The sequence below is a fragment of the Actinoplanes sp. CA-015351 genome (assembly GCF_050955685.1).
GTDB lineage: Bacteria > Actinomycetota > Actinomycetes > Mycobacteriales > Micromonosporaceae > Actinoplanes.
On the sequence record NZ_CP192102.1, the window covers coordinates 5,820,785 to 5,842,863 of the forward strand.

The 22,079-nt window shown below is 68.0% G+C and carries 23 protein-coding genes; 20 read left to right on the top strand and 3 right to left on the bottom strand.

All coding sequences use genetic code 11. From position 1 onward, the window contains the following. Positions 1–14 precede the first annotated feature (14 nt). Positions 15–839 carry an IclR family transcriptional regulator gene (locus tag ACQP2E_RS26525; protein WP_433825657.1) on the bottom strand — a complete coding sequence of 275 codons (825 nt, stop codon included), beginning with the start codon at positions 837–839 and terminating at the stop codon, positions 15–17. A gap of 170 nt (positions 840–1,009) precedes the next feature. Between ACQP2E_RS26525 and ACQP2E_RS26530 the strand changes: the two genes are divergently transcribed. The 11 genes from ACQP2E_RS26530 (at position 1,010) to ACQP2E_RS26580 (ending at position 12,404) form a co-directional block, all read left to right on the top strand. Then, a complete protein-coding gene (locus tag ACQP2E_RS26530; protein ID WP_433825658.1) occupies positions 1,010–1,999 on the top strand; it encodes a flavin reductase in 990 nt (329 codons plus the stop codon). A 4-nt stretch (positions 2,000–2,003) separates the two neighbouring features. After that, positions 2,004–3,290, top strand: coding sequence for an acyl-CoA dehydrogenase family protein (locus tag ACQP2E_RS26535; protein ID WP_433825659.1), 1,287 nt, complete (start codon positions 2,004–2,006; stop codon positions 3,288–3,290). After that, positions 3,287–4,711 (top strand): aldehyde dehydrogenase family protein, encoded by a 1,425-nt coding sequence (locus tag ACQP2E_RS26540; protein ID WP_433825660.1) that lies wholly within the window; start codon positions 3,287–3,289, stop codon positions 4,709–4,711. Before ACQP2E_RS26535 ends, ACQP2E_RS26540 begins: the two co-directional genes overlap by 4 nt. Then, positions 4,708–5,586, top strand: a complete 879-nt coding sequence (locus ACQP2E_RS26545) for an isocitrate lyase/PEP mutase family protein (protein ID WP_433825661.1) — start codon at positions 4,708–4,710, stop codon at positions 5,584–5,586. The genes ACQP2E_RS26540 and ACQP2E_RS26545 overlap by 4 nt, the downstream gene beginning before the upstream one ends. Positions 5,587–5,589: 3 nt before the next feature. Then, on the top strand, positions 5,590–6,744 hold the full coding sequence (locus tag ACQP2E_RS26550) for an FAD-dependent oxidoreductase (protein WP_433825662.1): 1,155 nt from the start codon (positions 5,590–5,592) through the stop codon (positions 6,742–6,744). Continuing rightward, positions 6,741–8,147 carry an aldehyde dehydrogenase family protein gene (locus ACQP2E_RS26555; RefSeq protein ID WP_433825663.1) on the top strand — a complete coding sequence of 469 codons (1,407 nt, stop codon included), beginning with the start codon at positions 6,741–6,743 and terminating at the stop codon, positions 8,145–8,147. Before ACQP2E_RS26550 ends, ACQP2E_RS26555 begins: the two co-directional genes overlap by 4 nt. A gap of 217 nt (positions 8,148–8,364) precedes the next feature. After that, entirely contained in the window at positions 8,365–9,183 is an 819-nt protein-coding gene (locus tag ACQP2E_RS26560; protein WP_433825664.1) for a hypothetical protein, read from the top strand. Between the two features lie 637 nt (positions 9,184–9,820). Further along, the gene (locus ACQP2E_RS26565; RefSeq protein ID WP_433825665.1) at positions 9,821–10,060 is read left to right on the top strand and encodes a hypothetical protein; all 240 of its coding nucleotides are present in this window, start codon (positions 9,821–9,823) and stop codon (positions 10,058–10,060) included. A gap of 280 nt (positions 10,061–10,340) precedes the next feature. Then, positions 10,341–10,826: a hypothetical protein gene (locus ACQP2E_RS26570; protein WP_433825666.1), complete on the top strand. Its 486-nt coding sequence runs from the start codon at positions 10,341–10,343 to the stop codon at positions 10,824–10,826. Between the two features lie 193 nt (positions 10,827–11,019). Continuing rightward, complete coding sequence (locus ACQP2E_RS26575; protein ID WP_433825667.1) at positions 11,020–11,526, top strand: hypothetical protein; 507 nt, start codon at positions 11,020–11,022, stop codon at positions 11,524–11,526. Positions 11,527–11,792: 266 nt separating this feature from the next. Then, complete coding sequence (locus ACQP2E_RS26580) at positions 11,793–12,404, top strand: hypothetical protein (RefSeq protein WP_433825668.1); 612 nt, start codon at positions 11,793–11,795, stop codon at positions 12,402–12,404. Positions 12,405–12,463: 59 nt separating this feature from the next. Here the strand turns inward: ACQP2E_RS26580 and ACQP2E_RS26585 are convergent, their stop codons facing one another. Next, positions 12,464–12,763 (bottom strand): Dabb family protein, encoded by a 300-nt coding sequence (locus ACQP2E_RS26585; protein WP_433825669.1) that lies wholly within the window; start codon positions 12,761–12,763, stop codon positions 12,464–12,466. Positions 12,764–12,845: 82 nt separating this feature from the next. On the opposite strand from ACQP2E_RS26585, the gene ACQP2E_RS26590 reads away from it, so the two are divergent. The 9 genes from ACQP2E_RS26590 to ACQP2E_RS26630 are packed head-to-tail and all read left to right on the top strand — an operon-like array spanning position 12,846 to position 21,186. Beyond that, positions 12,846–14,426 (top strand): nitrilase-related carbon-nitrogen hydrolase, encoded by a 1,581-nt coding sequence (locus tag ACQP2E_RS26590; protein WP_433825670.1) that lies wholly within the window; start codon positions 12,846–12,848, stop codon positions 14,424–14,426. 12 nt (positions 14,427–14,438) lie between these two features. Then, positions 14,439–15,251 carry an oxidoreductase gene (locus ACQP2E_RS26595; RefSeq protein WP_433825671.1) on the top strand — a complete coding sequence of 271 codons (813 nt, stop codon included), beginning with the start codon at positions 14,439–14,441 and terminating at the stop codon, positions 15,249–15,251. After that, positions 15,248–16,204: an alpha/beta hydrolase family protein gene (locus ACQP2E_RS26600; protein WP_433825672.1), complete on the top strand. Its 957-nt coding sequence runs from the start codon at positions 15,248–15,250 to the stop codon at positions 16,202–16,204. Before ACQP2E_RS26595 ends, ACQP2E_RS26600 begins: the two co-directional genes overlap by 4 nt. 4 nt (positions 16,205–16,208) lie before the next feature. After that, on the top strand, positions 16,209–17,411 hold the full coding sequence (locus ACQP2E_RS26605; RefSeq protein WP_433825673.1) for a Rieske 2Fe-2S domain-containing protein: 1,203 nt from the start codon (positions 16,209–16,211) through the stop codon (positions 17,409–17,411). Continuing rightward, on the top strand, positions 17,408–18,100 hold the full coding sequence (locus tag ACQP2E_RS26610) for a hypothetical protein (protein ID WP_433825674.1): 693 nt from the start codon (positions 17,408–17,410) through the stop codon (positions 18,098–18,100). Before ACQP2E_RS26605 ends, ACQP2E_RS26610 begins: the two co-directional genes overlap by 4 nt. Continuing rightward, positions 18,097–19,014 carry a hypothetical protein gene (locus tag ACQP2E_RS26615; protein WP_433825675.1) on the top strand — a complete coding sequence of 306 codons (918 nt, stop codon included), beginning with the start codon at positions 18,097–18,099 and terminating at the stop codon, positions 19,012–19,014. Before ACQP2E_RS26610 ends, ACQP2E_RS26615 begins: the two co-directional genes overlap by 4 nt. Continuing rightward, complete coding sequence (locus ACQP2E_RS26620; protein ID WP_433825676.1) at positions 19,011–19,775, top strand: SDR family NAD(P)-dependent oxidoreductase; 765 nt, start codon at positions 19,011–19,013, stop codon at positions 19,773–19,775. The genes ACQP2E_RS26615 and ACQP2E_RS26620 overlap by 4 nt, the downstream gene beginning before the upstream one ends. Before the next feature lie 2 nt (positions 19,776–19,777). Further along, entirely contained in the window at positions 19,778–20,446 is a 669-nt protein-coding gene (locus ACQP2E_RS26625) for a hypothetical protein (RefSeq protein ID WP_433825677.1), read from the top strand. Beyond that, entirely contained in the window at positions 20,443–21,186 is a 744-nt protein-coding gene (locus ACQP2E_RS26630; RefSeq protein ID WP_433825678.1) for a maleate cis-trans isomerase family protein, read from the top strand. Before ACQP2E_RS26625 ends, ACQP2E_RS26630 begins: the two co-directional genes overlap by 4 nt. Here the strand turns inward: ACQP2E_RS26630 and ACQP2E_RS26635 are convergent. Beyond that, complete coding sequence (locus tag ACQP2E_RS26635; RefSeq protein WP_433825679.1) at positions 21,180–21,782, bottom strand: hypothetical protein; 603 nt, start codon at positions 21,780–21,782, stop codon at positions 21,180–21,182. The two genes, ACQP2E_RS26630 and ACQP2E_RS26635, sit on opposite strands and share 7 nt — an antisense overlap. Between the last annotated feature and the right edge of the window lie 297 nt (positions 21,783–22,079).

Sequence of the window (22,079 nt, forward strand, 5' to 3'; positions counted from 1 at the left end):
GGCCAGTGGGTGGGTCAGTGGGGCTGGTAGCCGAGCTGGGCGGAGATGCGGGCGGCCGCTTCCTTGAGGTCGGAGACCGCTGACGTGTCGGCGTCCGGCTTGAAGCGGAGCGCCGGCCCGGCCAGGCTGATCACGGCGACCACCCGGGCGTCATGGTCGAAGATCGGCGCGGCGATCGACGCGGCGCCGGCCTGGCGTTCGCCGAGCGAGGTCGAGTACCCCCGCTTGCGTACCGATGCCAGGTCCTTGCGCAGTTTCGCCGGCTCGGTGATGGTCTTGTCGGTCACCGCTTCGAGGGGGTGCCGGGTCAGGTACGCCTCGACCTCGAAGTCGGGCAGGAACGCCAGGAACGCCTTGGACGAGGCGCCGGCGTTGAGGGGGAACGGGATGCCGAGGCTCACTTCGAGCCGCAGCTCCTGGTCCGGAACCACCTGGTCGACGTAGAGCCGGGTGTCGCCGCGCCGCAGCGACAGGGTCGCCGTCTCCTGGGTGCGCTCGGAGAGGTGCTTGAGCTCCGGCGCGGCCATCGCGCGCACGTCCGTGCGGGCCAGGTAGGCGCGGCCGAGGGCGACGGCGGCGTGGCCGAGGGCGTACCGGCGGGTGGCCGGGTCCACGGTGATCAGCTCGCGGCTGCGCAGGGCGGTGAGGATGCGGTGCACGGCGGCCTTCGTCAGACCGAGCGCGGTGGCGATCTCGGTCACTCCGAGATCCGGTTGGTCGGTACGGCCGAAGTAGAGCAGGACGTCCATGGCGCGCTCGACGGCGGCGATGGAGCGCGACTGGCTCTCGTCCTCGGCAGGTTGTGCCTGCGCGGCCGGCGGCACGGTTCGGCTGGGCACTGGAAACTCCCCCGGAACAGGAACGGAACAAAACTTTGGCGAAGCCTAGCCTGCCATTTCGCACCGCGAAACGGCGTACCGATCCGTTGTTGACAGCACACCCGACCGTCGTTACGTTCGGTGTAACACCGTTTCCCAAGGCGAAACGCAAGAACGAGGGAGACCACGAAGTGCCGGTCGACAGCACGACGTTCCGTTCCGTGCTCGGACAGTGGCCGAGCGGGGTGTGCGTGGTGACCACAACCGGCCCGAACGGTTTGCACGGGATGACCGCCAGTTCATTCTCCTCGGTGAGTCTCGATCCCCCGTTGGTGTCGGTCTGCCTCGGCAACCATCTGCCCAGCCGGACACTGCTCGGCGAGGCGGGCAAATTCGCGATCAGCTTCCTCGGCAAGGACCAGGCGCACATCGGGCGCCGCTTCGCCGGGCAGGACCGCGAGATCACCGATCGGTTCGCCGGGCTGGACTGGACCATGACGCCGAACGGGTGCCCGGTTCTCAGTGACGCCGTCGCCTGGCTCGACTGCACTGTCGCGCACGCGTACCCGGGTGGCGACCACACCATCTTCGTCGGCGCGGTGACCGAGGCGGCGCTGCCGCGGGTCATCTCGCCGCTGTTGTTCCACTCGCGCAACTGGGGCCAGGTGGCCCAGCCCCTCCCGGCCACCGTCCAGGTACGCGACACCGCATCCCCGGACGACGGCCTGCGATTCGAGTTCGTCGCCGACGGCCTCGACAGCCTTCCGTCGCCCGAGCGGGTCATCTCCGCGAAGCGATCCGGCACTTGCGTGGTCGGTTACGTGACCGACGCGTTCAACCCGGACCGCGAGGACGAGGTGCTCGCCACCATCGGCGCCCTCGGCGCGCTCGGTTGCGACGAGATCGGCTGCATCGAGTCCGCCACCACCCCGGCGTCGCCTCTGCAGGTCACCCGGATCCTCCAGGACGCCAGCGTCCGGGTCCGGCCGGCCGTGCTGCGGGTGCGGTTGAACGGTCATAACCGTCTCGCCCTGGTCAACGCCCTGGTGGCGATGAAGAACGGGGTCGCGCACTTCGACGTGGGGAACACCGGTCTGCCGGTGGACGACCTTCTCCACCTTTCCCGCCAACTCGAGGTCAACGGGCCGCAAGAGGCTGACCTCGCCCAGATCAGGGAGTAACACCATGGCCGACCGACTCATCGGCGAGAAGCTCGTCGACGACATGACCGCCGACGAGAAGTCCCGCGCGAAACTCGTCGAGCAGGTCCTCCCGGCGCTGCGCGCCAAGGCCGAACAGGCGGACCGGGACGGCGCCTTCCCCCGCGAGCACATCGACGTGCTCCGCGAGGCCGGTCTGCTCGGGCTCATCGTTCCCGAGGAGTACGGCGGCCTCGGCGGCACGCTGCGCGACCTGGCCGCCGCCACGTACGCGATGGGCAGCGCCTGCCCCTCGACGGCGCTCGCCTTCTTCTTCCACAACACCTCCGCCTCCCGCGGGCTGCTGCCCCTGGAGGCGATCGAGGCCGGCCTCTTCTCCGACGAGGAGACCCCGGTCGTCACGGCGTTCGCCGAGAAGGTGCTGCGCCTGATGTCCGGCGGCACCTGGCTGGCGAACTTCGCCAGCGAGTCGGTGAAGAGCAGCGGCGCGAACATCGCGATCGCCACCACCGCCGTGCCGGCCACTCGGGACGGCGTCGCCGGCTGGGAGCTCACCGGCGAGAAGTCGTTCGGCTGCGCCACCGGGATCGCCGACTACTACCTGGTCACCGCGCGCCTGGACGGGCACGAAACGGCCGACGGCCTGGTCATGTTCCTGGTGCCGCGCGACGCCGAGGGTGTCACCGAGCGGCCGTTCTGGGACGGGCTCGGCATGCGCGGCTCGGCGAACCACGGCATCAGGCTCAACTCGGTCTTCATCCCGCAGGACGACTCGCTCACCGTCCCCGGCGCGTTCGTGAAGATGCTGCAGTGCAGCCGGGGCAGCTTCGTCGGCAACCAGCTCGCGATCACCGCGGTCTACGTCGGCGCGGCGCAGGGTGTCTACGACGACACCCTGCAGCGGCTCACCACGAAGAAGTTCGCCGACACCGGACGCTCGATCGCCGAGTCGCCGATGCACCAGGTGATCATCGGGGACATGACGGAATCTCTGGAACGCGCGTACCTCTGGCTGCGCCGCCAGCTGCTCCTGGAAACGGTCGAGCCGCCCATCGCCACCAAGTCCGAGGTGTACGCCCAGTGGCGCATCGCCAAGGGCTCGATCTGCCAGGCCGCGTTCGACGTGGCGATCGGCGCCCTGAAGGCCTCCGGCACGTCCAGCGCCACAATGAACGGCGTGGTCGGCCGCGCGCTGCGGGACCTGTCGATGGGCCTGGTCATGACGTTCCCGCCGGAGCGTGGCCGGTTGGAGGCCGCCTCGGTGATCACCAGCAACAAGGCGAACGAGCTCTTCGCGAACGTGGCCTCATGAGGGACCTGGTGAACGGGGTCTGGGCGGACTGCACCACCGAGGTCGGCATCACCCTGGAGGATCCGGCGACCGGCCTGGAGACGGGCCCGGCCTTGGGGTCGTCTCCGGAGCGAGTGGAGGCCGCGCTCGCCGCTGCCGACGCTCTCGGCGCCTGGATATCAGATGATAAAGCCGACATCCTGGAAAGTGTCGCTGCCAAGGTCGCCGAAACCGCCGGGGAGATCGTCGCGCTGGAGAGCAAGGCCACCGGTGTGCCGATCCGGCAGACCACCCCGCTCGGCATGATCCTGGCCGGCGCGTTCGCCCTGGCCGCCGGTCAGCTGCGCTCCGGGTTGCTGACCAGCACGACCACCCGCGAGGACGGCCGCGAGGTCCTGGTGGAACGCCTGCCCTGGGGACCGGTCGCCTGTCTGGTGCCGTGGAACGCGCCGGCGCCGATGGCCGCGCACAAGGTCGCCAACGCCCTGGCGGCCGGCTGCCCGACCATCCTGAAGCCCAGTGAGTACGCGCCGTTCGGCACCGAGCGTCTGGCCCTCGCCATCGACGAGGCGCTGAAGGAGGCCGGCGCACCGGCCGCGCTGTTCCAGCTGCTGCACGGCGGCGCGGCGGTCGGCGGGCAGATCGTCGCCGACCCGCGGATCCGGGCCGTGTCGTTCACCGGCGGGCTCGGCGGCGGGCGGGCGGTCGCGGCGGCCTGCGCGTACGACATCAAACCGGTCCAGCTGGAGCTCGGCGGCAACAACCCGCTGATCGTGATGCCGGACGCCGACGAGGACGTGGCCGCGCGCGCCGCCGCCGACCTGCTGACCACGCTGAACGGTCAGTGGTGCCGGGCGCTGGGCCGCCTGATCGTCCCGGCCGGCCGGGAGGAGGCCATCGCGGCGAAGGTCCTGGCGAGAGTCGGCGCTCTGAAGACCGGCGACCCCAGCGACGACGGGACCGATTACGGTCCGCTGATCCATTCCGGTCACCGGGCCGCAGTGGTCAAGGCTCGCGAGGACCTCGGCGGCACGATCCACGAGGCAGCGATCACCGGACCCGGCAACATCCTGGCTCCTTCGCTGGTCACCGGCGCCGACCCGGCCCGCACCACCGACGAGATCTTCGGACCGGTCGCCGCGGTGCACGGTTACCACGATCTCGACGAGGCCATCACGCTCGCCAACGGCACGCGGTACGGCCTGGAGGGATACGTCATCGGTGCTGATGAGAACAAAGCTCTGGAAACCGCGAAACGCGTCCGGGCCGGCGAGGTCAAGGTCAACGGCTCCTCGATCATGAGTCTGCACCTGTTCACCCCGCGCCCGGCCTGGGGCATCTCCGGGTACTCCGAGGAGGGCACCGCCGAGACGCTGCTCTTCTTCACCAACCCCAGAGTCGTCGGCGTCGAGGGCGGTTTCGCCCTGCACTCCCCATCGTGACGGCGACGGCCCTGCGGGCGCTGCTTGCCGCGAAAACGGTCACCCACCTGCCCGGTGTCTACGACCCGGTGACCGCGGCCCTCGCGGTCCGGGCCGGGCACCGGGGTGTGCACCTGTCCGGGGCGGCCGTCTCGGCGATCGCGCTGGGCCGGCCCGACCTCGGTTATGTGCACGGCACCCAGATCGCCGAACGGGCCACCACGCTGATCCCGGCTCTGGACGGCGTACCGCTGCTCGCCGACGCGGACACCGGTTACGGCAACCCGCTGCACGCGGTCTGGACCGGTCTCGCGTACGCCCGGGCCGGCATCTCCGGCCTGCACCTGGAAGATCAGGTCAACCCGAAACGCTGCGGTCACCTGGCCGGCAAGGAGGTCGTCGACGCCGGCCTGGCGGCCGCCAAGATCTCCGCCTTGGCCGACCATGTGCCTCACCTCGCGCTCATCGCACGCACCGACGCGTACGCGGGACACGGCCTGCCCGAGACCATCAGACGCTGCCAGTTGTACGTCGAGGCCGGGGCGGACGCCGTCTTCCCCGAAGGTGTGGACGGTCTCGATGATCTCCACGCCATCACGGCGGCGCTCCCCGGCGTACCCATCGTGGTGAATCGGTCGGAAGCCGCCGGCGACCGTCCTGTGGTGACCGATGAGGACCTCGCCGAGGCAGGTGTCCGCCTCGTCCTGCATCCCGTCGCCGCACTGCTCGCCGCCATGCGCGCCGCGTCGCTCGCCTATCGATCGATCGCCGAGGACGGCAGCGCGGCGCCTGTCGACCGGATGGCCTGGCCCGACTTCACCGCGTTGGTAGGTCAGGACGAAGCCCTCGACCTCGACGCCCACTACATCCCGGCCCGCACCATTCAGGGGAGATAAGACGTGAATCGCATCCTGGTCGCCGGCGCCGGACCGGTCGGACTCACCGCGGCACTGGCCCTCGCCCGGCGTGGCTTCGCGGTGACCGTGCTGGAAGCCGGCGACGAACTCGCCGCCGAGTCCCGCGCCTCCACCTTCCACCCGCCGACCCTGGAGATGCTCGACGACCTCGGCGTCGGCGCGGAGCTGCAGGCGCGCGGTCTCATCTCGCCGACCTTCGCCTACCGCGACCGGCGGGCCGGGCTGGTCGCGATGCTCGACCTCGCGGTGCTCGCCGGCGACACCACATATCCCTACCGGGTGCAGTGCGAGCAGTCCAAGCTCACGCCCATCTTGAAAGATCATCTGCTGCGTCTTCCGCAGACCGGGATCCGGTTCGGCTGGCCGGTCGCCGAGGCGATCCTCAACCTGGACGGCGTGGTCGCCGTGAGCGCCGACGGCCGCACGGTCGAGGGTGACTGGCTGATCGGCGCGGACGGCGCGCACTCGGCGGTCCGCAAGGCCACCGGCGTGACGTTCGACGGCATCACCTACCCGGAACGTTTCCTGGTCGCCTCGGTCGACGAGGAGCTGACCGGGTGGCTCGACGACCTGGCCGCGGTCAACTACGTCTTCGACCCGGTCGAGTGGTGTGTGCTGCTGCGCACCCCGGACCACTGGCGGGTGCTGCTGCCGACGCCCGTGGACACCCCGGACGAGCAGGAGTACGCCCGGCTCGACGAGCGGCTGCGCGGCGTGTTCGACCCGGGCCGTCCGTGGCGGATCGCGCACGCCAGCATGTACCGCGTGCACCAGCGGGTCGCCACGTCGTTCCGGACCGGCCGGGTGCTGCTCGCCGGCGACGCCGCGCACGTGAACAACCCGCTCGGCGGCCTCGGCATGAACTCCGGCATCCACGACGCGATGGCCTACGCCACCGCGATCGCCACCGGCGACGACGCCGCGATCTGGGACGCTGCCACCGATCGCCGCCGGATCGCCCTGGAATACGTGCAGAGCGTCTCGCACCAGAACTACGAACGCCTGCGCGCCACCGATCCGGACGCCCGCTCGGTCTATCTGGACAGCCTGCGCGCCACCGCTGCCGACCCGGTCAAGGCCCGCGCGGCTCTGTTGCGCAGCTCGATGATCGCCTCGCTGCGCCCGGTATCGGCATGATTTCCCGGGAAAATCCGGCACACTTCGCGGAGATCGTCGGGTCGGTCGCCACCTCCTCGGCGGACGACGTCGACACGATCGTGCGCTGGGCCGACGCGGAGCAACGCCGGTGGGTGGACCGGCCACTGGATGACCGGCTCACTGTCATCGCTGCTGCCGCGACCCGGATCGAGAACGCGACCGAGGAGCTGGCCGAGCTTCTGGCCCGCGAGTCCGGCAAGGTGCTGGGTGACTGCCGCGGCGAGATCGGCTTCGCGGTTCGCTATCTGCGGTGGGTGGTCGAGCACGCGCCTCGTGCGTACGCGGACCGCGAGGTCGACGACGAGCTGGGCAGGATCGTCGAGCAGCGCCGGCCGTTCGGTGTCGTCGCCGCCGTCACCCCGTGGAACGCGCCGATCATCCTGTCCATGCTGAAGATCGCGCCGGCCCTCGCGGCGGGCAACGCGATCGTGGTGAAGCCGTCGCCGCTCGCACCGCTGACCATCGACCTGATAGCCGGACTGTTCGACGCCCCGATCCGGGTCGTGCACGGTGGCTCGGAGACCGGCGCCGCCCTGGTCGGGCACGAACTCGTCGGCAAGGTGGCGTTCACCGGCGGCGCGGCCGGCGGGCGGGCGGTGGCGGCCCTTGCCGGCGACCGGCTCACCCCGACAGTCATGGAGCTGGGTGGCAACGACCCGGCCGTCTTCCTGGACGATTTCGTGGTGGCCGACGATGCGATGGACCGCCTGGTGATGGCGAGCTTCGCCACCAGCGGACAGGTGTGCATGGCCGCTAAACGGCTCTATGTGCCGCTGGCTCGTCTTGATGAGTTCGTTTCGGCGTACCGCAATGCCGCAGGCCGGGTCTTGACGACCGGCGACCCACTCAGCGCAGGCGTCACGATGGGCCCGGTGATCTCCGCGGCCGCCCAGCGTGCCGCCCAGGCGCTGATCCCGCCGGACGCGATCGCGCTCGGCGCCTTCGACGCGGACCCGTCAACCGGCTACTTCGTGCACCCGGCCCTGGTCGTCGCACCCGACCCGGCGTCGCCGGTGGTGGCCGAGGAGCAGTTCGCGCCGGTCGTTCCGGTCCTCGGTTACTCCTCCGAGGAGCAGGTCCTGGCCTGGGCGAACGCCGGCGACCTCGGTCTCGGGGCATCGGTGTGGAGCGCCGACGAGGAGCGGGCGTTCGCGTTCGCGCGGCGGTTCGAGGCCGGTTTCACGTTCGTCAACACGCACAACCGCACCGGCATGAGCCTGCGCGCGCCGTTCGGCGGCGTGAAGCGCTCCGGCTGGGGCCGTGAGTACGCGAGCGAAGGCCTCGCCGAATATGTGCAGACCTGTGTGATCCACGCACCGGCCGCGTTCCGGCCGGGTGCTGCGGCGCCGAGCGGCGGTCCGTCGGCTTATCCCCCGGGGTGATCACTCCCGGTTTTCAACGCCGCGAACCGTGATCGCGCGTCGGCGCCGAAGAGAGGGCGGTCGCCGGCGCCGGTCACGGTTCGCGGTCCTAACGGCGGCCCGGCAGGTAACGGAGGTCCCAACCTGCCGGGCCGTTTTCCCTGCTCGCAATCATCTGTGTTTATGATCCACGCTCTTTCTCACGTTTTGCTCAGCTACCCGGAGTCACCTCTTAATGATGATCACCCGGGGCCTTGCCGGCCTCACCGTCCTGTCCGTGCTCGCCCTTGCCGGTTGTGGCGGGGAAGACGCTGATGTCGCCGAGTCCTCGGCTTCGACCCCGTCAGCCGCTTCCTCTGCCCCCGTCTCAGCGGCCGACGCGCTGCGCGCCTCGGTGCCGGACGACAAGGTCGCCGCCTACGCGTACGCGGCCACCGGTGCCTGCACCCCGCTGTCCGGCGTGGTCGACGCCCCGAACAAGTCCGCCTCCTTCACCACCTCGCAGGCGATCCCCGAGGTGGACGGCGGGAGCCTCGCCATCACGTTCCTCGCCCTCGGCGCCGACAAGCCCTTCGTGCGCTTCACGATCAAGCCGGCCTCGCTCGCCAAGCAGATGGGCATCACCTCGAAGAAGTGGCTCGCCATCGACCCGGCGAAGATCACCAACTACGACGAGAGCCCCTTCGCGTACGGCGGCGAGACCGACCCGCTCGGCGCCTCCGACCTGATGGGCGTGGCCGCCGACGTGACCTCCCCGACCGGCCAGAAGTTCTCCGGCACGCTCGACCTCACCAAGATCGCCGACGCGAACCCGGTCCTGGAGGCCGCCGAGGTCACCGCCCTCGGCGACAAGGCCAAGGCCGTCCCGTTCGACGCGGCCATCGACGCCAAGACCGGCAACCTGTCCACGTTCGTGGTGAAGGTCCCGGCCGCCGGCAAGGTCAAGGCCGGCAACTGCACCATCAAGTACTCCGGGTACGACACCACGAAGGCACTCGCCGTCCCGGCCGACGCCGCCAAGGCGCCCGAGGTCGCGTACGAGATGCTGAACGGCTGACCCTCGGGCTCAGGCCCCAGGCCGGAGCCGCAGGCGCGAGCCGCAGGCGCGAGCCGCAGCTCGGATAGGTCATCGGAGCCCATAAGGTGGCTGGCCTACGGCCGGGCGACCCGAGCCGTAGTCCAGACATGTCATCGCAGCCTGATAACCGTCCTGGGCTACGGCTCGCTCCATGCGCCACCAAGATCTTGTGAGCTTGGGCCGGGCGGGCCGGCCGGCCGGCCGTGGACCATCGGCGTGGCGGGTTTGACGTGGGGCGTGCTAGTTCACGTTCGGCGTGGCCCTGTTCGTCTCGTGGGCATCACTGCGAGAGAGGAAGTGCCAGATCGTGGTACTCGGCGGGGGACGGCATCATGCACGGCACTGTCAGAGCGGCATCCCGCCCCGCGTCACCGTGGCCTGGAACATCGCACGGCAGCTGAACGGGCAGAAACCGGGCCGGTTCAGCTCGTCACCGTGGCCGACGGCCGCCGGCCGCCCGGTTGGTGCGGATGCCGCGGCTGGCCTGGCGCCGATGAGCTCCTCATTTGCCGAGCATCGCTCACTCCTCTGCTCTGCGGCCTGCCGCCCGTCCGGCAGCATGAGGAGACGTCCTGATTCTTCGTCGCCGCCTCTCGCGGGGACATCGAACTCCCTGATGGAGTCGATCGTCCCGGACGTCACGCTGTGGACGGACGGTGGAGGCAGGGTGCGGCAGACTCACCTCCCGGTCGCCGGGCTGTTCGGGTCCGCGACGCGATTCGCAGGGATGACGGCGCGGCCTTATAAGGGTGTGTCGCATGCGGATATGGCGATGGAGATTGTGGAGCTGAACGGTTCGCCGGGTCTGGTTATCGGTGCGGCAGTCCGGGTATTGGTCAGACTCGCCCTGACCTGATCGCGGACGGCATGGTGACCGCCGTCCACAACATGGCCAACCCATAGAAGCTACGCGCGGTGGCGGGAGGAAACGTGCACTCCTTGGGCAGATGGTTGCCATAGCGCAAATTGACGGTTCACGCAGGCGATTGGCGTGAGCATGGCCGCGTGACGGCCATATCTGCCCGTTCGTCGAACATTCCTGACAAAAGGTCTATTCAGTAGACGTTTAGGCCCGTACGGCGGGGTGCTGGTGGTCGACTTTCTCCGGAAACCGAAATCGGATGAAAGGTAAGACCATGCCCAAGAAGAGCACTATTGTGGCCGCCGGCCTCGGACTTATGTTCGGCAGCATGCTCGTCGGCGGCCCCGCCTTGGCCTCACTCTCACCAGACGAACCCGACCCTGAAAACTACTGCGACAGGGGATTGGTCACTTGTGTCGATGAGGCCGGCCCAATTGCAGATTGGGACACCTGCTTCCGCTACGGCAATGACGGCGTCAATGACAAGATTTGGGGACGGCTTTACTGGACTTGCGTTGCTCGGCCCACGGCGGAAACTACCGATGCCAGCAATGCCAAACACATGTGGCTGATGGCGAAAAGGGGGGTCTTGGGATCTTCTGGTGGCAATCAACTCCCGAATAACAGTAAGAAACAGAACAACCCGCCAATGACCGGCTCGGGCGGCAACCAGCCATTCCCCGGCTCGGGCGGCGGCAGCACCGGACAGTGGGTCAAGAACGGCGTCGACCTCGTTTGTGGGGTCTTCAATTGCCGCTGACCAAATCCTGATTTCGAAATTTTCGATGCACAAATCCAGCCGAGCCGATGAAGCTCGTTGCCGAAAATCGCGCTTTCGATGACGAGCTTCACATTTGGGATCGGTTCTGAAATCGACACGATAATGATTGCGCGCGCTGTGGTGAGCTGACCGCCAAAAATCGGCACTGACAGTGATCAACGATAGGAAAATTATGAATAGCATTATTCGCCTGCTCACCGTGGCGGGCGCCGCCGTCAGCCTCGCCATAAACGCCGTCCCCGCGCAGGCCGTCGCCGCACCGGGTGTCCACCGCGCTCCCGCAACCCAGGACCAGAATCGCGTCGTCCTGTTCGCGGAGATCTACCGCGATGACACGAACACGGGACTCGCTCTCCAGCAGTGCCGCGAGGATGCCTACCAACTGGACTTTCGCTACTGGGGTCTGTTGGGCAGCTGGGGATTGCTCGAAATCGATTGCATGAAGCGCATCGCCGAACGCCCCGACGACTGGGTGCTCGCCGCTGTCGGCGATCCCCGCTGGATCCGTCAGCCGGCAGCGGACCTGCTTACCAGCAACGGAAACCCCTATTTGTGGCGGCCCCCGATCGAGACCACGGGGAACGCTTCGTCGTTCATCGGAACCAATGGGGTACGGATCAGGTTCGAGAACGCGACACCGGGACGCGTCATGGGCGACGGCAAGGACAGCTATAACTGACCAGCGCGCCGTTGAACCGCAGTACTGCTCCGAAAATATCCGAACATAGCTCGTTGCATCATTCACGGACGTCGCAGAAAACCGAGTTCGGGCACGACGTCCCGGTTTCACAGGCGAACCTCGTCTGGACGGCCGTGCGACGACCCAAGTCTGCACGTTCGTAACGGATCGGCTGGCGGTAGATCCGCTCAGCCGTCTTTCGGACGACCGGCGGAGTGTCACGATGCTCGACTGTTCCGGTCGGCTTCATCTGTCAGGAGGAAACCATGCTCACCAAGTCGACAATTCTCGCCGCCGGCGTAGGGCTGGTCGCGGGGGGTGTGCTCAACGGCGCGCCCGCGCTGGCCGGGAGCCCGCCGCCCGGCCAGGGCCAGGGCCAGGTGACCGTCACTGACAGCCCTAATCGCACCACGCACACCTGGAGGCCGCCCTCCGCCGCCGACGTGCCAGCGGTCGGGCAGTCGTATGACGGCTGGAGCCCGGTGGTGGGCGGCCTGACGGGCCTCAGCCTGGGGGACTGCGAAGACAAGAGGGACAAGCTCAATCAGGGCGGGCAGAACTGGGAGTGCCGGCCGCACGGCGAGGCGAACAACGATGGGATACACCAGGGTGCCGACTGGTTCTGGGACCTGCACGAGGTGAGCGCCGCAGAGGCGCCGGAGCCGACCGAACCGATGTACATCGGCAACGCCGGCGGTAACAAGGGGCAAGGCTTCAAGAATCAGTGGACGCCCAAGTGGGCGCCCAAGGGACCGCCGCCGGACTTGGGCGCTGCCGGGGCCGGGGCCGAGTACTGGGATGGGGGTTGGTCGCCCGACAACAACGCCGGGACCTACTACGTGGGTAGTTTGAACGACTGCGGCAAGCACAATTGCTAGCAGCAGGACCACCAAAGCTCGTTGCCGCGCATCACGACGGCAACGAGCTTCTCCGTTTCTCATGCCTCGGTGTAATCCACTACGGCGCGGGTGGCTAGCAGGGGGCGTAGCCAGACGCCGAGTTCCAGGTGAGCCGGGTGTGCCTGGTATGCCCGGAGATCGTCGGCATCGCGGTGGGTTGTCTTCAGGTAGAGGTCCCAGGAGACGCCGGTCTGCAGCTCGTCCAGGCGCACCTCGAGTGTCCTGATCTCAGGAACGACACCGGCAAGTTCTTCCAAACGCAACTTGGCCTTGGCAGCATCGCCAGCGTCAGCGAACTTCATCAGCACGATGTGCACCAACAAGTCGACACTCCACATCTCTCGATCATCAAGAAACCCCTGTTGCAAACGTGAACCCGAGTGTAGTTTTGGGAAACGCCGTTTCGCTAGGGGGAACCGGATGCCCGGTGTTGTTCGTGTTGCCGCAGCCCAGATCGAAGCCGGTCAGGACATCGCTGCCAACCTGGCCGCCTGCCTGCGCGTCATCGACGCCGCTGCGGAGCAGAAAGCCCAGCTCGTGGTCCTGCCCGAGTTCTGCAATCACCTGTCCTGGTACGCATCGCGCGCGCAGGCCCACGAACTCGCGACCCGGCTGGAGGACGATTTCCTCACCGCGATCGCCGAGCGGGCCCGCCGGCACGGGATGTGGGTGAAGGTCAACGTCACCCACGCGTACCCGGACGGACGGACCGGAGGAACGAACTTCCTGTTCGACGCCGCCGGTCAGATCGCCGGGTCCTGCGACAAGCAGACCCTGATGGGCGCCGAGAACGACTTCCTGGAGCCGGCGCCTGCCGTCGGCCCGGTGCTCGACACGCCGTTCGGCCGCATCGGGATGTACGCCTGCATGGAAGGCGTCATCAACGAGGTCGCCCGCGGCCTCGCGCTGCGTGGCGCGCAGGTGCTGCTGAACAGCCTGAACAGCTTCGCACTGGACGAGGCCGACCTGCACATCCCGGTACGCGCCGCGGAGAACAAGGTCTGGGTGGTCGCCGCCAACAAGGTCGGCCCGCTGCTGCCCCGCGAGGATCTGCCGGCCATCGCCGAACGACTCGGTGTGCCGCCGGAGTGGCTGCACGGCGCCGGCGAGAGCCAGATCGTGGCACCGGACGGGACCGTGGTGGCGAAAGCGCCGCGCACCGGCGAGGCCGTCGTGGTCGCCGACATCGACGTGTCACTCGCCGACGACAAGTTGCGGCCCGACGGTACGCACATCCTGGCCAGCCGGCGCCCGAGTCTGTACGGGGCGATCGCGGCGGAGCCGGTGGGCCGTCAGCGGCCGGCCGGTGCACCGACGCTCCCCGTGGCGGTAGTACGAAATATCGGAAAGATCCGAGATGTTGTCGAGCAGTCCGGCGCCCAGCTCGTCGTCCTCCCCGAACTGGCCGGAACACCGGACGAGATCGCCGCGACCCTCACCGGCACCACCGCACATGCCGTCACCACGGTGCTTGACGAAGGCGTACCCACTGGGGTCTTGATCTCGGAAAACGGCCTGGTGGCGCGGCAGCCGCAGTTGCACACCGCCAACGCCGCGGGCAAGGAGATCATCCCGGTCGACCTGGAGTGGGGACGGCTCGCCATCGTCGTCGGTGACGACGCGCTGTACCCGGAGACGTTCCGGCTGGCCGCGCTGCTCGACACCGACGTGGTCGCCGTGCCGCTCTCCGTGCAGGAACCTTGGGAGCTGGAACTCGGGCTGCCGGAGCGCGCCGCCGAGAACCGGCTCAACGTGGTGGTCGCGACGCCGCTGGACCAGCCGGCCGCGATCTTCGCGATGACGCCCGACTTCACCCTCTGGACCAAGTGGGAAGGGCCGTTCACCGGCCGGATCTCCACGCCGATCCGCACCGACATCGCCGCTGGTGAGCCGGTCGGTCTCGGCACTGTCAATCCCGCGCAGGCCGCGAATCGGCAGGTCTCGCGGAACACCGATCTTGTCGACGGTCGCCCGTGGCGGCTTGTCAGCGCTCTTTTATAAAGGAGTTTCACAGTGGCGGAGACCATTCAGCACGTGGAGGACATGGTCGACGGCTCGCCGGTCGTCGACGTGCACGACACGTTCAACTATTACCGTCAGCTCCTCGCCGACCTGAAGGCGAAGATCGACGCCCGGTTCGAGCTCAAGCGTGACCCTTCCACGGTGGATCTCCAGACGTACGGAACCTATCCCGAGGGGCCGGGCGGTTCCCTCGAGGCGTACGCCGGGCCCGAGGTCGACTGGATGGTCCACTCCTGGATCGGCAACCCGGGCGCCAGTTTCGCGAACCTGCATCTGACCTGCTGGCTCGGCCCGCAGGTGAAGGTGCCGCACCTGGGCATCGCGCTGCTGGTCTGGCCGGGTGGCTGGTTCTACCTCGACTCGGTGCCGCGGACGAACATGGTCGAGGACGCTTCATATTTCGATGCTTATTATTCTCAGCTCGACGCCGAATGGCTGGAGCTGCGCAGCGACCCGGAGTTCGAGTACTTCGTGAGCCGGGCCGGTTTCATCCGGGCCAGCCTGTCGCCGACGGCGTACTGCTACTCGTTCGAGCGGTCCCAGCGCAACCTGGAGATCGTCTCGCAGCGGGCGCACGCGCACGTCGACAGGTGGCTGCGGTGGGTCGACGAGGCCTCGGAAGTCCCCGTCGAGGAGCGCGCGGCCCTCGCGCAGACCGACGAGACGATCCGGCGCAACATCGCCGAGCGGGACCCGGCCAACGTGATGGGCGTCCGGTTCTTCGGCGAGGAGACCACGAACAAACTGGTCCGCGCGCTCTGGGGCGGCGACCGTGAGCTGCCGCGGCCGGGTGCCGGGTCATGACCATCCGTTCGGTCTGGTGGGCCGCTGCGATTCCCGGCGCCGAGGCCCCCTTCGATACCGCTCACCTGCGGATCTTCTATCCGGCGAAGCCGACCGGCTCGGACGCCGAGCGGCTCTCCGGGGTCTTTCCGGCGGACCCCGCGCAGGCGCCCTATCCGGTGGCGGTGATCGTCTCCGGGGTCAACGTGGGCCAGGAGGCCTACCGGTGGCTCGCGGTCGAACTCGCCTCCCGGGGCTACGTCGCCGTCACCTACGACTGGGTGGGTGAGCTGTTCGGCGGCCTCAAGGGAATCACTCCCGGTGTCGAGCTGGCGGCTGCGAAGCCGGACGCCTACGGGACCCGGGCGACGACGCCGTCGGTGCCGGTCATTCTCGACGCGCTGAAGACCATGACCGGCCCGGTCGCCGGCCTGCTGGATCTCGACAACGTGGCGCTCATCGGTCACTCGGCCGGCGGGACCGTCATCCTGCAGAGCGCCCGCTTCTTCCCCACGGTGAAAGCGGTCGCCGCGTACGGGACCCACACCATGGTCGCCACCATGCTCGGCTGGCCGGCCGGCACGGTCCTGCCCGCCCAGGTGGACAGCCCGGTCCTGCTGATGAACGGCGAGAACGACGGCGTCATCAACGGCTCCGCCGACCGGTACGGCGAATCCGTGGTCAAACGGGATCCGATCAGCCGGACCTTCGACGAGGCTCTCCCCGACGCCGGCGGTGACAACCTGCAGGTCACGTTTTCCGGGGCGAACCACTTCGGGATCGTGCACCCGGTCGACGAGACCGCGGCCCGCGCTTTCCTCGACCTTCCCGCGGAGACCGATCCGGCCGCCACCCGCGCGGCCCTGGCCGACGTGACCACGGCGTTCCTCGACATCCACCTGCGCGGCGCCTCCGGCGACGTGCTCGACAAGGCCCTTCAGAACCCCGACATCGCCGGGATCCGGCGGAGGTAAAGCCATGCTCAAGAACTTCTGGTACGCGGTGGAGTTCTCCGACAAGGTCACCACCAAGCCGGAGCGGCTCACCGTCCTCGGGCAGTACATCGTGGTCTACCGCACCCCCAAGCAGGGCCGCGTCGTCGCGTTGAGCGACCTCTGCGTGCACCGTGGCGCCGCGCTCTCCGGCGGCACGCTCAAGGACGACAAGATCGTCTGCCCGTACCACGGCTGGGAGTACGACCCGGACGGCCAGTGCACCAAGATCCCGGCGAACCTGCCGGGCCGGGGCATCCCGAAGAAGGCACGCGTCGACTCGTACCCGGTGCAGGAGAAGTACGGCTTCGTCTGGGTCTTCATGGGCGACCTGCCCGAGGAGGAGCGCCCGCCGATGCCGGTGTGGCCGGAGTTCGACGACCTGGTGGAGAACGGCGGCAGGTTCCGCGTCGTCACCGGCGAGTTCCTCTGGAACGCCAACTACGAGCGCATCCTGGAGAACGGCTGCGACATCGCGCACGCGCCGTTCGTGCACGCCGGGCGGTTCGGCAACCCGGACATGCCGCAGGTGCCGGATTACGAGGTCGAGCACCCGGACGAGTGGTCCGCGTTCGCCACTGTCGACCTGCACCCGCCGAAGCCGTCCGGCCTCTGGGGCAAGTTCGGCCGCCTGCTCGGCAACGACCTGAAGAAGCGCCCGCCGGTCACCACGTCGGCCGGCTGGATGCTGCCCAACATGATCAAGCTGCATGTGCGGCTGCCGATCGGCGACATGATCATTTACGACACCAACATCCCGATCGACGAGACGCACACGCTGGTCAAGTGGGTCGCGCTGCGGACCTTCTTCACCGGCAAGTGGGCCGACAAGGACGCCATCAACCGTACGATGCGGATCTTCTACGAGGACGCAGCGGTGGTCGACAAGGTCCGGCCCGAGCTGCTCCCGTTCGACCTCGGCGCCGAGCTGCACATCAAGAGCGACATCATCGCTGTCGAGTACCGGCGGCGGCGTCAGGAGCTGGCCGAGAAGGGCTGGCTGCTCAACGAAGAGGACTTCATCACCGGTGACGTGCCGCGCCGCACGGCGACCGTGATCCCCTCGCCGGCCCGCCGGGAAAGCCCGGAACTGGCCCGCGCCTGGGTGCACAAGGCCCGTGGCGAGCACCCGACCGTGGCGGCGTCCCGGCTGATGGGTACTGACGAGACCACCGAGGAGAACAAGTGAGCCTTCCTGGAGCGCTCGCCGAGACCACCCTTGCCAAGATCCTCGGCCGGTTCCCGGTCACGCTGGCCGAGGAGCGTGACCTGACGTCGCCGATGAGTCCGGCGCCGGTCGGACATATCCGAATTTGGCGCGGTGATAGACCTGTCGTAAAAATCGTAAATGTCGCCCTTGTCGTCCCGCCCATCGGCCTCGACAGCCACATGATCTTCGCCTTCACCGCGCCTTCGTCAGGGGTTCCGCACTTCACCCTGGACTCCGTCGCCAACGGGGAGAACTACGCGTTCCACCTCGATCTGATCCCCCGGATCGACCTGGCGACCTCGCTGCCCTACCTGGACGAGGTCTACGAGCCTCTCACCGAGCTCTACCAGGAGGTGAGCAAGCGCGAAGGCCTCACACCAGCGCACTTGACCCCTCGGCAATATGCGCTCATGTCACCGTGGATGCTGGTGAACCGGGCGACGGAAGACGCCTTCAAGGGCATCGACGACGCCGTCGACAACTACCTCACCCACTGGGCAGCCCTGGTGGACAAGGGCGTCGACGCGGCCGGCACGGCGCAGCGCGACGGTCAGCACCGCGAACTCCTCTTCAGCCCGGAGATCGACCCGGTCTGGAAGCAGACCGTCCGACTTCTCGGCGAGGAGCAGAGCGAGTCCGTCCGGCTGGCCCTGGTGAGCAACGAATGAGCGAACCCAGCGTCTGGCAGAAGCGGATCGCCGGCGAGTGGCACGGACGCCCCTCGCTCTTCGACGCCACCGGAACCTGGTGCGGCTTCGAGGAGATCCGGCGGTCGTCGGACTTCGTGGACGGTGTGACGACGTACCGGATGGACGGCGGGCTGATCGGCGGCGGTCCGCTCGCCGGCCAGTTCCGGCTCGGTGCGCCGTTCTCGTTCGGCGTTGTCGACTCGGACCAGAACCGGGTCTACACCGGGCCGGACTTCTTCGGCACCGGTCAGCCGTACGGCAGCTTCGTGGACTCGCACTACTACGGCCCGGGCTGGCAGGTCGACCTGAACACCTGGAACCAGGTGCTGCCCGACGGCGAGACCCAGGTGTACTCGTCGGTGCTGTATCAGGGCTGGTCGGTGGTGGGTTGCTTCAACGGCCTCTACACCCGGGTGCCATCGCGCGTGGACAGTTTGATCGAGGCCGAGACCCGGAACGGCTCGGTCCCGTACATCCTGCCCACCAAGGAAGCCGGCGCCTACGTCGGCGAATTGGAGCTGTGGGGGTCTGATCAGAAGCTTCGAGGCACGGTGAGCGTGCGCATCGAGCTGGAGCCGATCAACCTGCTGCGCACGCGTCGCACGACGACTTTCCAGGGCGCGCTGGAGCGCGAGTTCACCACGGAAACCCGGCGCGACGGCAACCGGTTGTTCTTCGAGGGGCCCGGGGCCTGGGGTAACGCGATCGGTTTCGGCCGCGCATCGTTCCAGTCGGTGCACCTCACCGATGTCTGGAAGATCAAGGGCCGGGAGTTCTCGATCGACGCGGCGCCCGGGATGTCGGCCGGCCGCAAACTTGCCGTTGTCTACGAACTGTCCGACGGCGGGCAGCTCGACAGTGTTCTGCACGGCTTGCTGGAGTGGCAATCATGACGGTCGTCGTGGTGACCGGCGGGACACGCGGGATCGGGCAGGGCCTGGTGACGGCATTCCTGGCCGAGGGGGCGCAGGTCGCTTACTGCGGCCGATCGATTCCCTCCGACGGACCCGCCGGCGCGCTGGCGATCGCCGCCGACGTCACCAAGCGCGAAGACGTCCGCAAACTCTGGGACGCCACCACTGACAAATACGGAAAAGTCGACATCTGGGTGAACAACGCGGGCCTCTCCACGTCCCGCAAACCGCTGTGGGAGCTGGACCCCAGCGAGATCGACGATGTCGTCGGCCTCAACCTCCGCGGCACCCTGCACGCCAGCGCGGTGGTCCTCGACGCCATGCTGGCCCAGGGTCACGGCGCCCTGTGGAACATGGAGGGCCTCGGCTCCAACGGCCAGATCGTCCCCGGCCTGAGCGTGTACGGAGCGACAAAACGCGCCGTCACCTACGCCACCCTGGCGCTGGCGAAGGAGCTGAAAGACACTCCGGTCACCGTCGGCCTGCTCTCCCCCGGGATGGTCGTCACCGACCTGCTCACCCGTGACTACGAGCCGGCCGAGCTGGAAAAGGCGGCGAAAAAGATCTTCAACATCCTCGCCGACCGGGTGGAGACAGTCACCCCGTGGCTGGCCCGCCAGGTTCTCAAGGGAACCAGAAACGGTGGCCGGGTGGCCTGGCTGACCAACCGCAAGGCCGCGTACCGGTTCGCCACGGCGGCCTTCAACAAGCGGGACGTTTTCGGCGAGAAGGGGTCCTGATCATGGACTACCCCATCGTGCTGGCCCTTGAGGACTTCGTCCCGGTCATCCTCGGATCGACCGGGTTCGCTCTGCTCAGCCGCACCGCGCCAACGGCACGAGCACAGCAGGCCGGTCTCGCCGGAGCTGTCCTCATCGGCCTTGGCGGCGTCTCCAAATGCATCTGGAAACTGGCGTTCTCCGCGGAGGTCGGCGACTGGACGCTCTTCGAACAGGCACTGTTCCCGCTCATGGCGGCCGGTGCCACCCTTCTGGCGTGGGCTCTGGCTGTCACGGTGCGTCACGGTAGGCGTACCCATGCCTGGCCTTTTGCTCTGGCTTTTGCTCTCTGTGTGGCGGGGGCGATCTTCGGGCAGAGCCTGAACCCGCTGTTCGTGGCGGCGACGCTCGGTGTGACCGCGGTCAGTGTGCTCGGCGCCATCATCGCGGCGCGTTACCAGCAGTGGTGGGCGGTTTCGCTCTACGTGCTCGGGCTGGTCCTGGTGATGGGGCTGGTGCCGCTGCGCGGCTCGGACAGCCACCACACCCTCGCCTTCCAGTGGCTGGAGCAGGGCATCAACACGTCCGCCCAGGCCGCGCTGCTCGCCGCGGCCTGGCTCACTCTCCGGGCTTCCCGCCGGGCTTCTCGCCAGGCTTCTCGAAATTCAGCGAATGTTGGAGCATCCCAATGACCGACGCCCTCGGCTGGCGCCGCAAGTTCGGCGTCATCGCCCCGTCGACGAACACGATCGTCGAGCCGGATTTCTATGCCATGACAGTGCCGGGCGTGACCTCGCACTTCTCCCGCATCCACATCCGCAACCAGGACCTCTCCGACGACGCGAACTTCGAGAACCTGCTCGTCCAGATCCGTGGCGAGATCGGTTCCGCCTGTGAGCGCGTGCTGACCTGCGAACCCGACTACATGGTCATGGGCATGTCCGCCGAGACCTTCTGGGGCGGCGTGGAGGGCAACCGCGAGTTCGTCGCCCAGATCAAGGGCATCACCGGCCTGGAGGTGGCGACCGGCGCCGAGGCGTGCGAGCGCGCGCTCAAGCTCTACGGCGCCCGCAAGATCGGTGTGGTCACCCCCTATCAGCCGGTGGGCGACGCCAACGTGGTCCGCTTCTTCGGCGAGATCGGCTTCGACGTCACCGCGATCGAAGGCCTCAAATGTCCCACGGCCGTCTCGATCGCCCACGTGACCGAGGACGAACTCCGCGCCGCGATCCTGAACGTCAACGCCCCCGACGTGGACGCCATCGTCCAATGCGGCACCAACCTGTCGATGGTCCGCCTCGCCGACGAGGCCGAACGCTGGCTCGGCAAGCCGGTCATCGCCATCAACGCGGCGACCTGGTGGATGGCCCTGCGCGAGAACGGCATCAAGGACAAGGTCTTCGGCGCCGGCAGCCTGCTCCGCGACTACTGACACCGGCTGGCTCTCACCGCTGTCTCAGGCCCCCCCGAAACAGTGGTGAGAGCCAGCTGGTTCTGATGCTCGTTGCCGGGTCGATGCGCCGAAGTGGACGCCGGTGAGGTGTTCGGACTCGGTCCAGAGGCGGTGCTGGGCAGCGATGTCGTGAGATTCGGGGACGAGTCGACTTTTTCCGGATATCCGGTGAACCGGCGCTTATCTGGCAGGCCGAAGAAGTCGCCGCCCGCCGCGCCCGGGTCGGTGGCCGCTCGCAGGCTCGCCAGCGCGGCGACATCCGGGTCCTGCATGAGCCACCACGTCAGCGGCTTCATCCGAGGGCTCATCATCATCCGGGACAGCCGGTCCAGCTCCCGGCCGAACTCGGTACGCCCATTGCCCGGGTACGCGGCCACCGCGATCGTCTCCGCACCCGTGGCGGCCAGCCGGCGCTGAAGCTCGTAGGTGAACATCAGGTTGGCGAGCTTCGACCGGAAGTACGCCGCCCGCCGCCTCGCCGCCTCGCCGCCCCGCCGCCTCGCCGCCTCGCCGCCCCGCCGCCCCGCCGCCCCGCTCCCTGGATCTTGTGGACTTCTCCGCAGACGTGACCGCACAACTCCACAAGATCGAACAGGCCCAGCCGATCTTGCGGAGTTACGCGCAAACGGTTCGCCGAACTCCACAAGATCGGCGAAGCAGCGCGTTCACCACCCCGGAGCCGTGAAGCACCGCGTTCACCACCCCGGAGCCGTGAAGCACCGCGTTCACCGAACCTTGGAGCCGTGAAGCACCGCGTTCACCGAACCTTGGAGACCTGTAGGGCGTGGAACACCAGGGCGTAGAACACCCACGAGCCTCCAAGATTTCGCACGTCCATCCGCTGCGGTGGCGGAGCGCCACCACAAAGCACG

Coding starts and splice junctions, on each gene's coding strand:
- ACQP2E_RS26630 (WP_433825678.1), top strand. CDS start 20,443: ATGACCGACGCCCTCGGCTGGCGCCGCAAGTTCGGCGTCATCGCCCCG.
- ACQP2E_RS26620 (WP_433825676.1), top strand. CDS start 19,011: ATGACGGTCGTCGTGGTGACCGGCGGGACACGCGGGATCGGGCAGGGC.
- ACQP2E_RS26535 (WP_433825659.1), top strand. CDS start 2,004: ATGGCCGACCGACTCATCGGCGAGAAGCTCGTCGACGACATGACCGCC.
- ACQP2E_RS26600 (WP_433825672.1), top strand. CDS start 15,248: ATGACCATCCGTTCGGTCTGGTGGGCCGCTGCGATTCCCGGCGCCGAG.
- ACQP2E_RS26555 (WP_433825663.1), top strand. CDS start 6,741: ATGATTTCCCGGGAAAATCCGGCACACTTCGCGGAGATCGTCGGGTCG.
- ACQP2E_RS26580 (WP_433825668.1), top strand. CDS start 11,793: ATGCTCACCAAGTCGACAATTCTCGCCGCCGGCGTAGGGCTGGTCGCG.
- ACQP2E_RS26605 (WP_433825673.1), top strand. CDS start 16,209: ATGCTCAAGAACTTCTGGTACGCGGTGGAGTTCTCCGACAAGGTCACC.
- ACQP2E_RS26585 (WP_433825669.1), bottom strand. CDS start 12,763: ATGTGGAGTGTCGACTTGTTGGTGCACATCGTGCTGATGAAGTTCGCT.
- ACQP2E_RS26540 (WP_433825660.1), top strand. CDS start 3,287: ATGAGGGACCTGGTGAACGGGGTCTGGGCGGACTGCACCACCGAGGTC.
- ACQP2E_RS26625 (WP_433825677.1), top strand. CDS start 19,778: ATGGACTACCCCATCGTGCTGGCCCTTGAGGACTTCGTCCCGGTCATC.
- ACQP2E_RS26570 (WP_433825666.1), top strand. CDS start 10,341: ATGCCCAAGAAGAGCACTATTGTGGCCGCCGGCCTCGGACTTATGTTC.
- ACQP2E_RS26615 (WP_433825675.1), top strand. CDS start 18,097: ATGAGCGAACCCAGCGTCTGGCAGAAGCGGATCGCCGGCGAGTGGCAC.
- ACQP2E_RS26590 (WP_433825670.1), top strand. CDS start 12,846: ATGCCCGGTGTTGTTCGTGTTGCCGCAGCCCAGATCGAAGCCGGTCAG.
- ACQP2E_RS26575 (WP_433825667.1), top strand. CDS start 11,020: ATGAATAGCATTATTCGCCTGCTCACCGTGGCGGGCGCCGCCGTCAGC.
- ACQP2E_RS26565 (WP_433825665.1), top strand. CDS start 9,821: ATGGAGTCGATCGTCCCGGACGTCACGCTGTGGACGGACGGTGGAGGC.
- ACQP2E_RS26560 (WP_433825664.1), top strand. CDS start 8,365: ATGATCACCCGGGGCCTTGCCGGCCTCACCGTCCTGTCCGTGCTCGCC.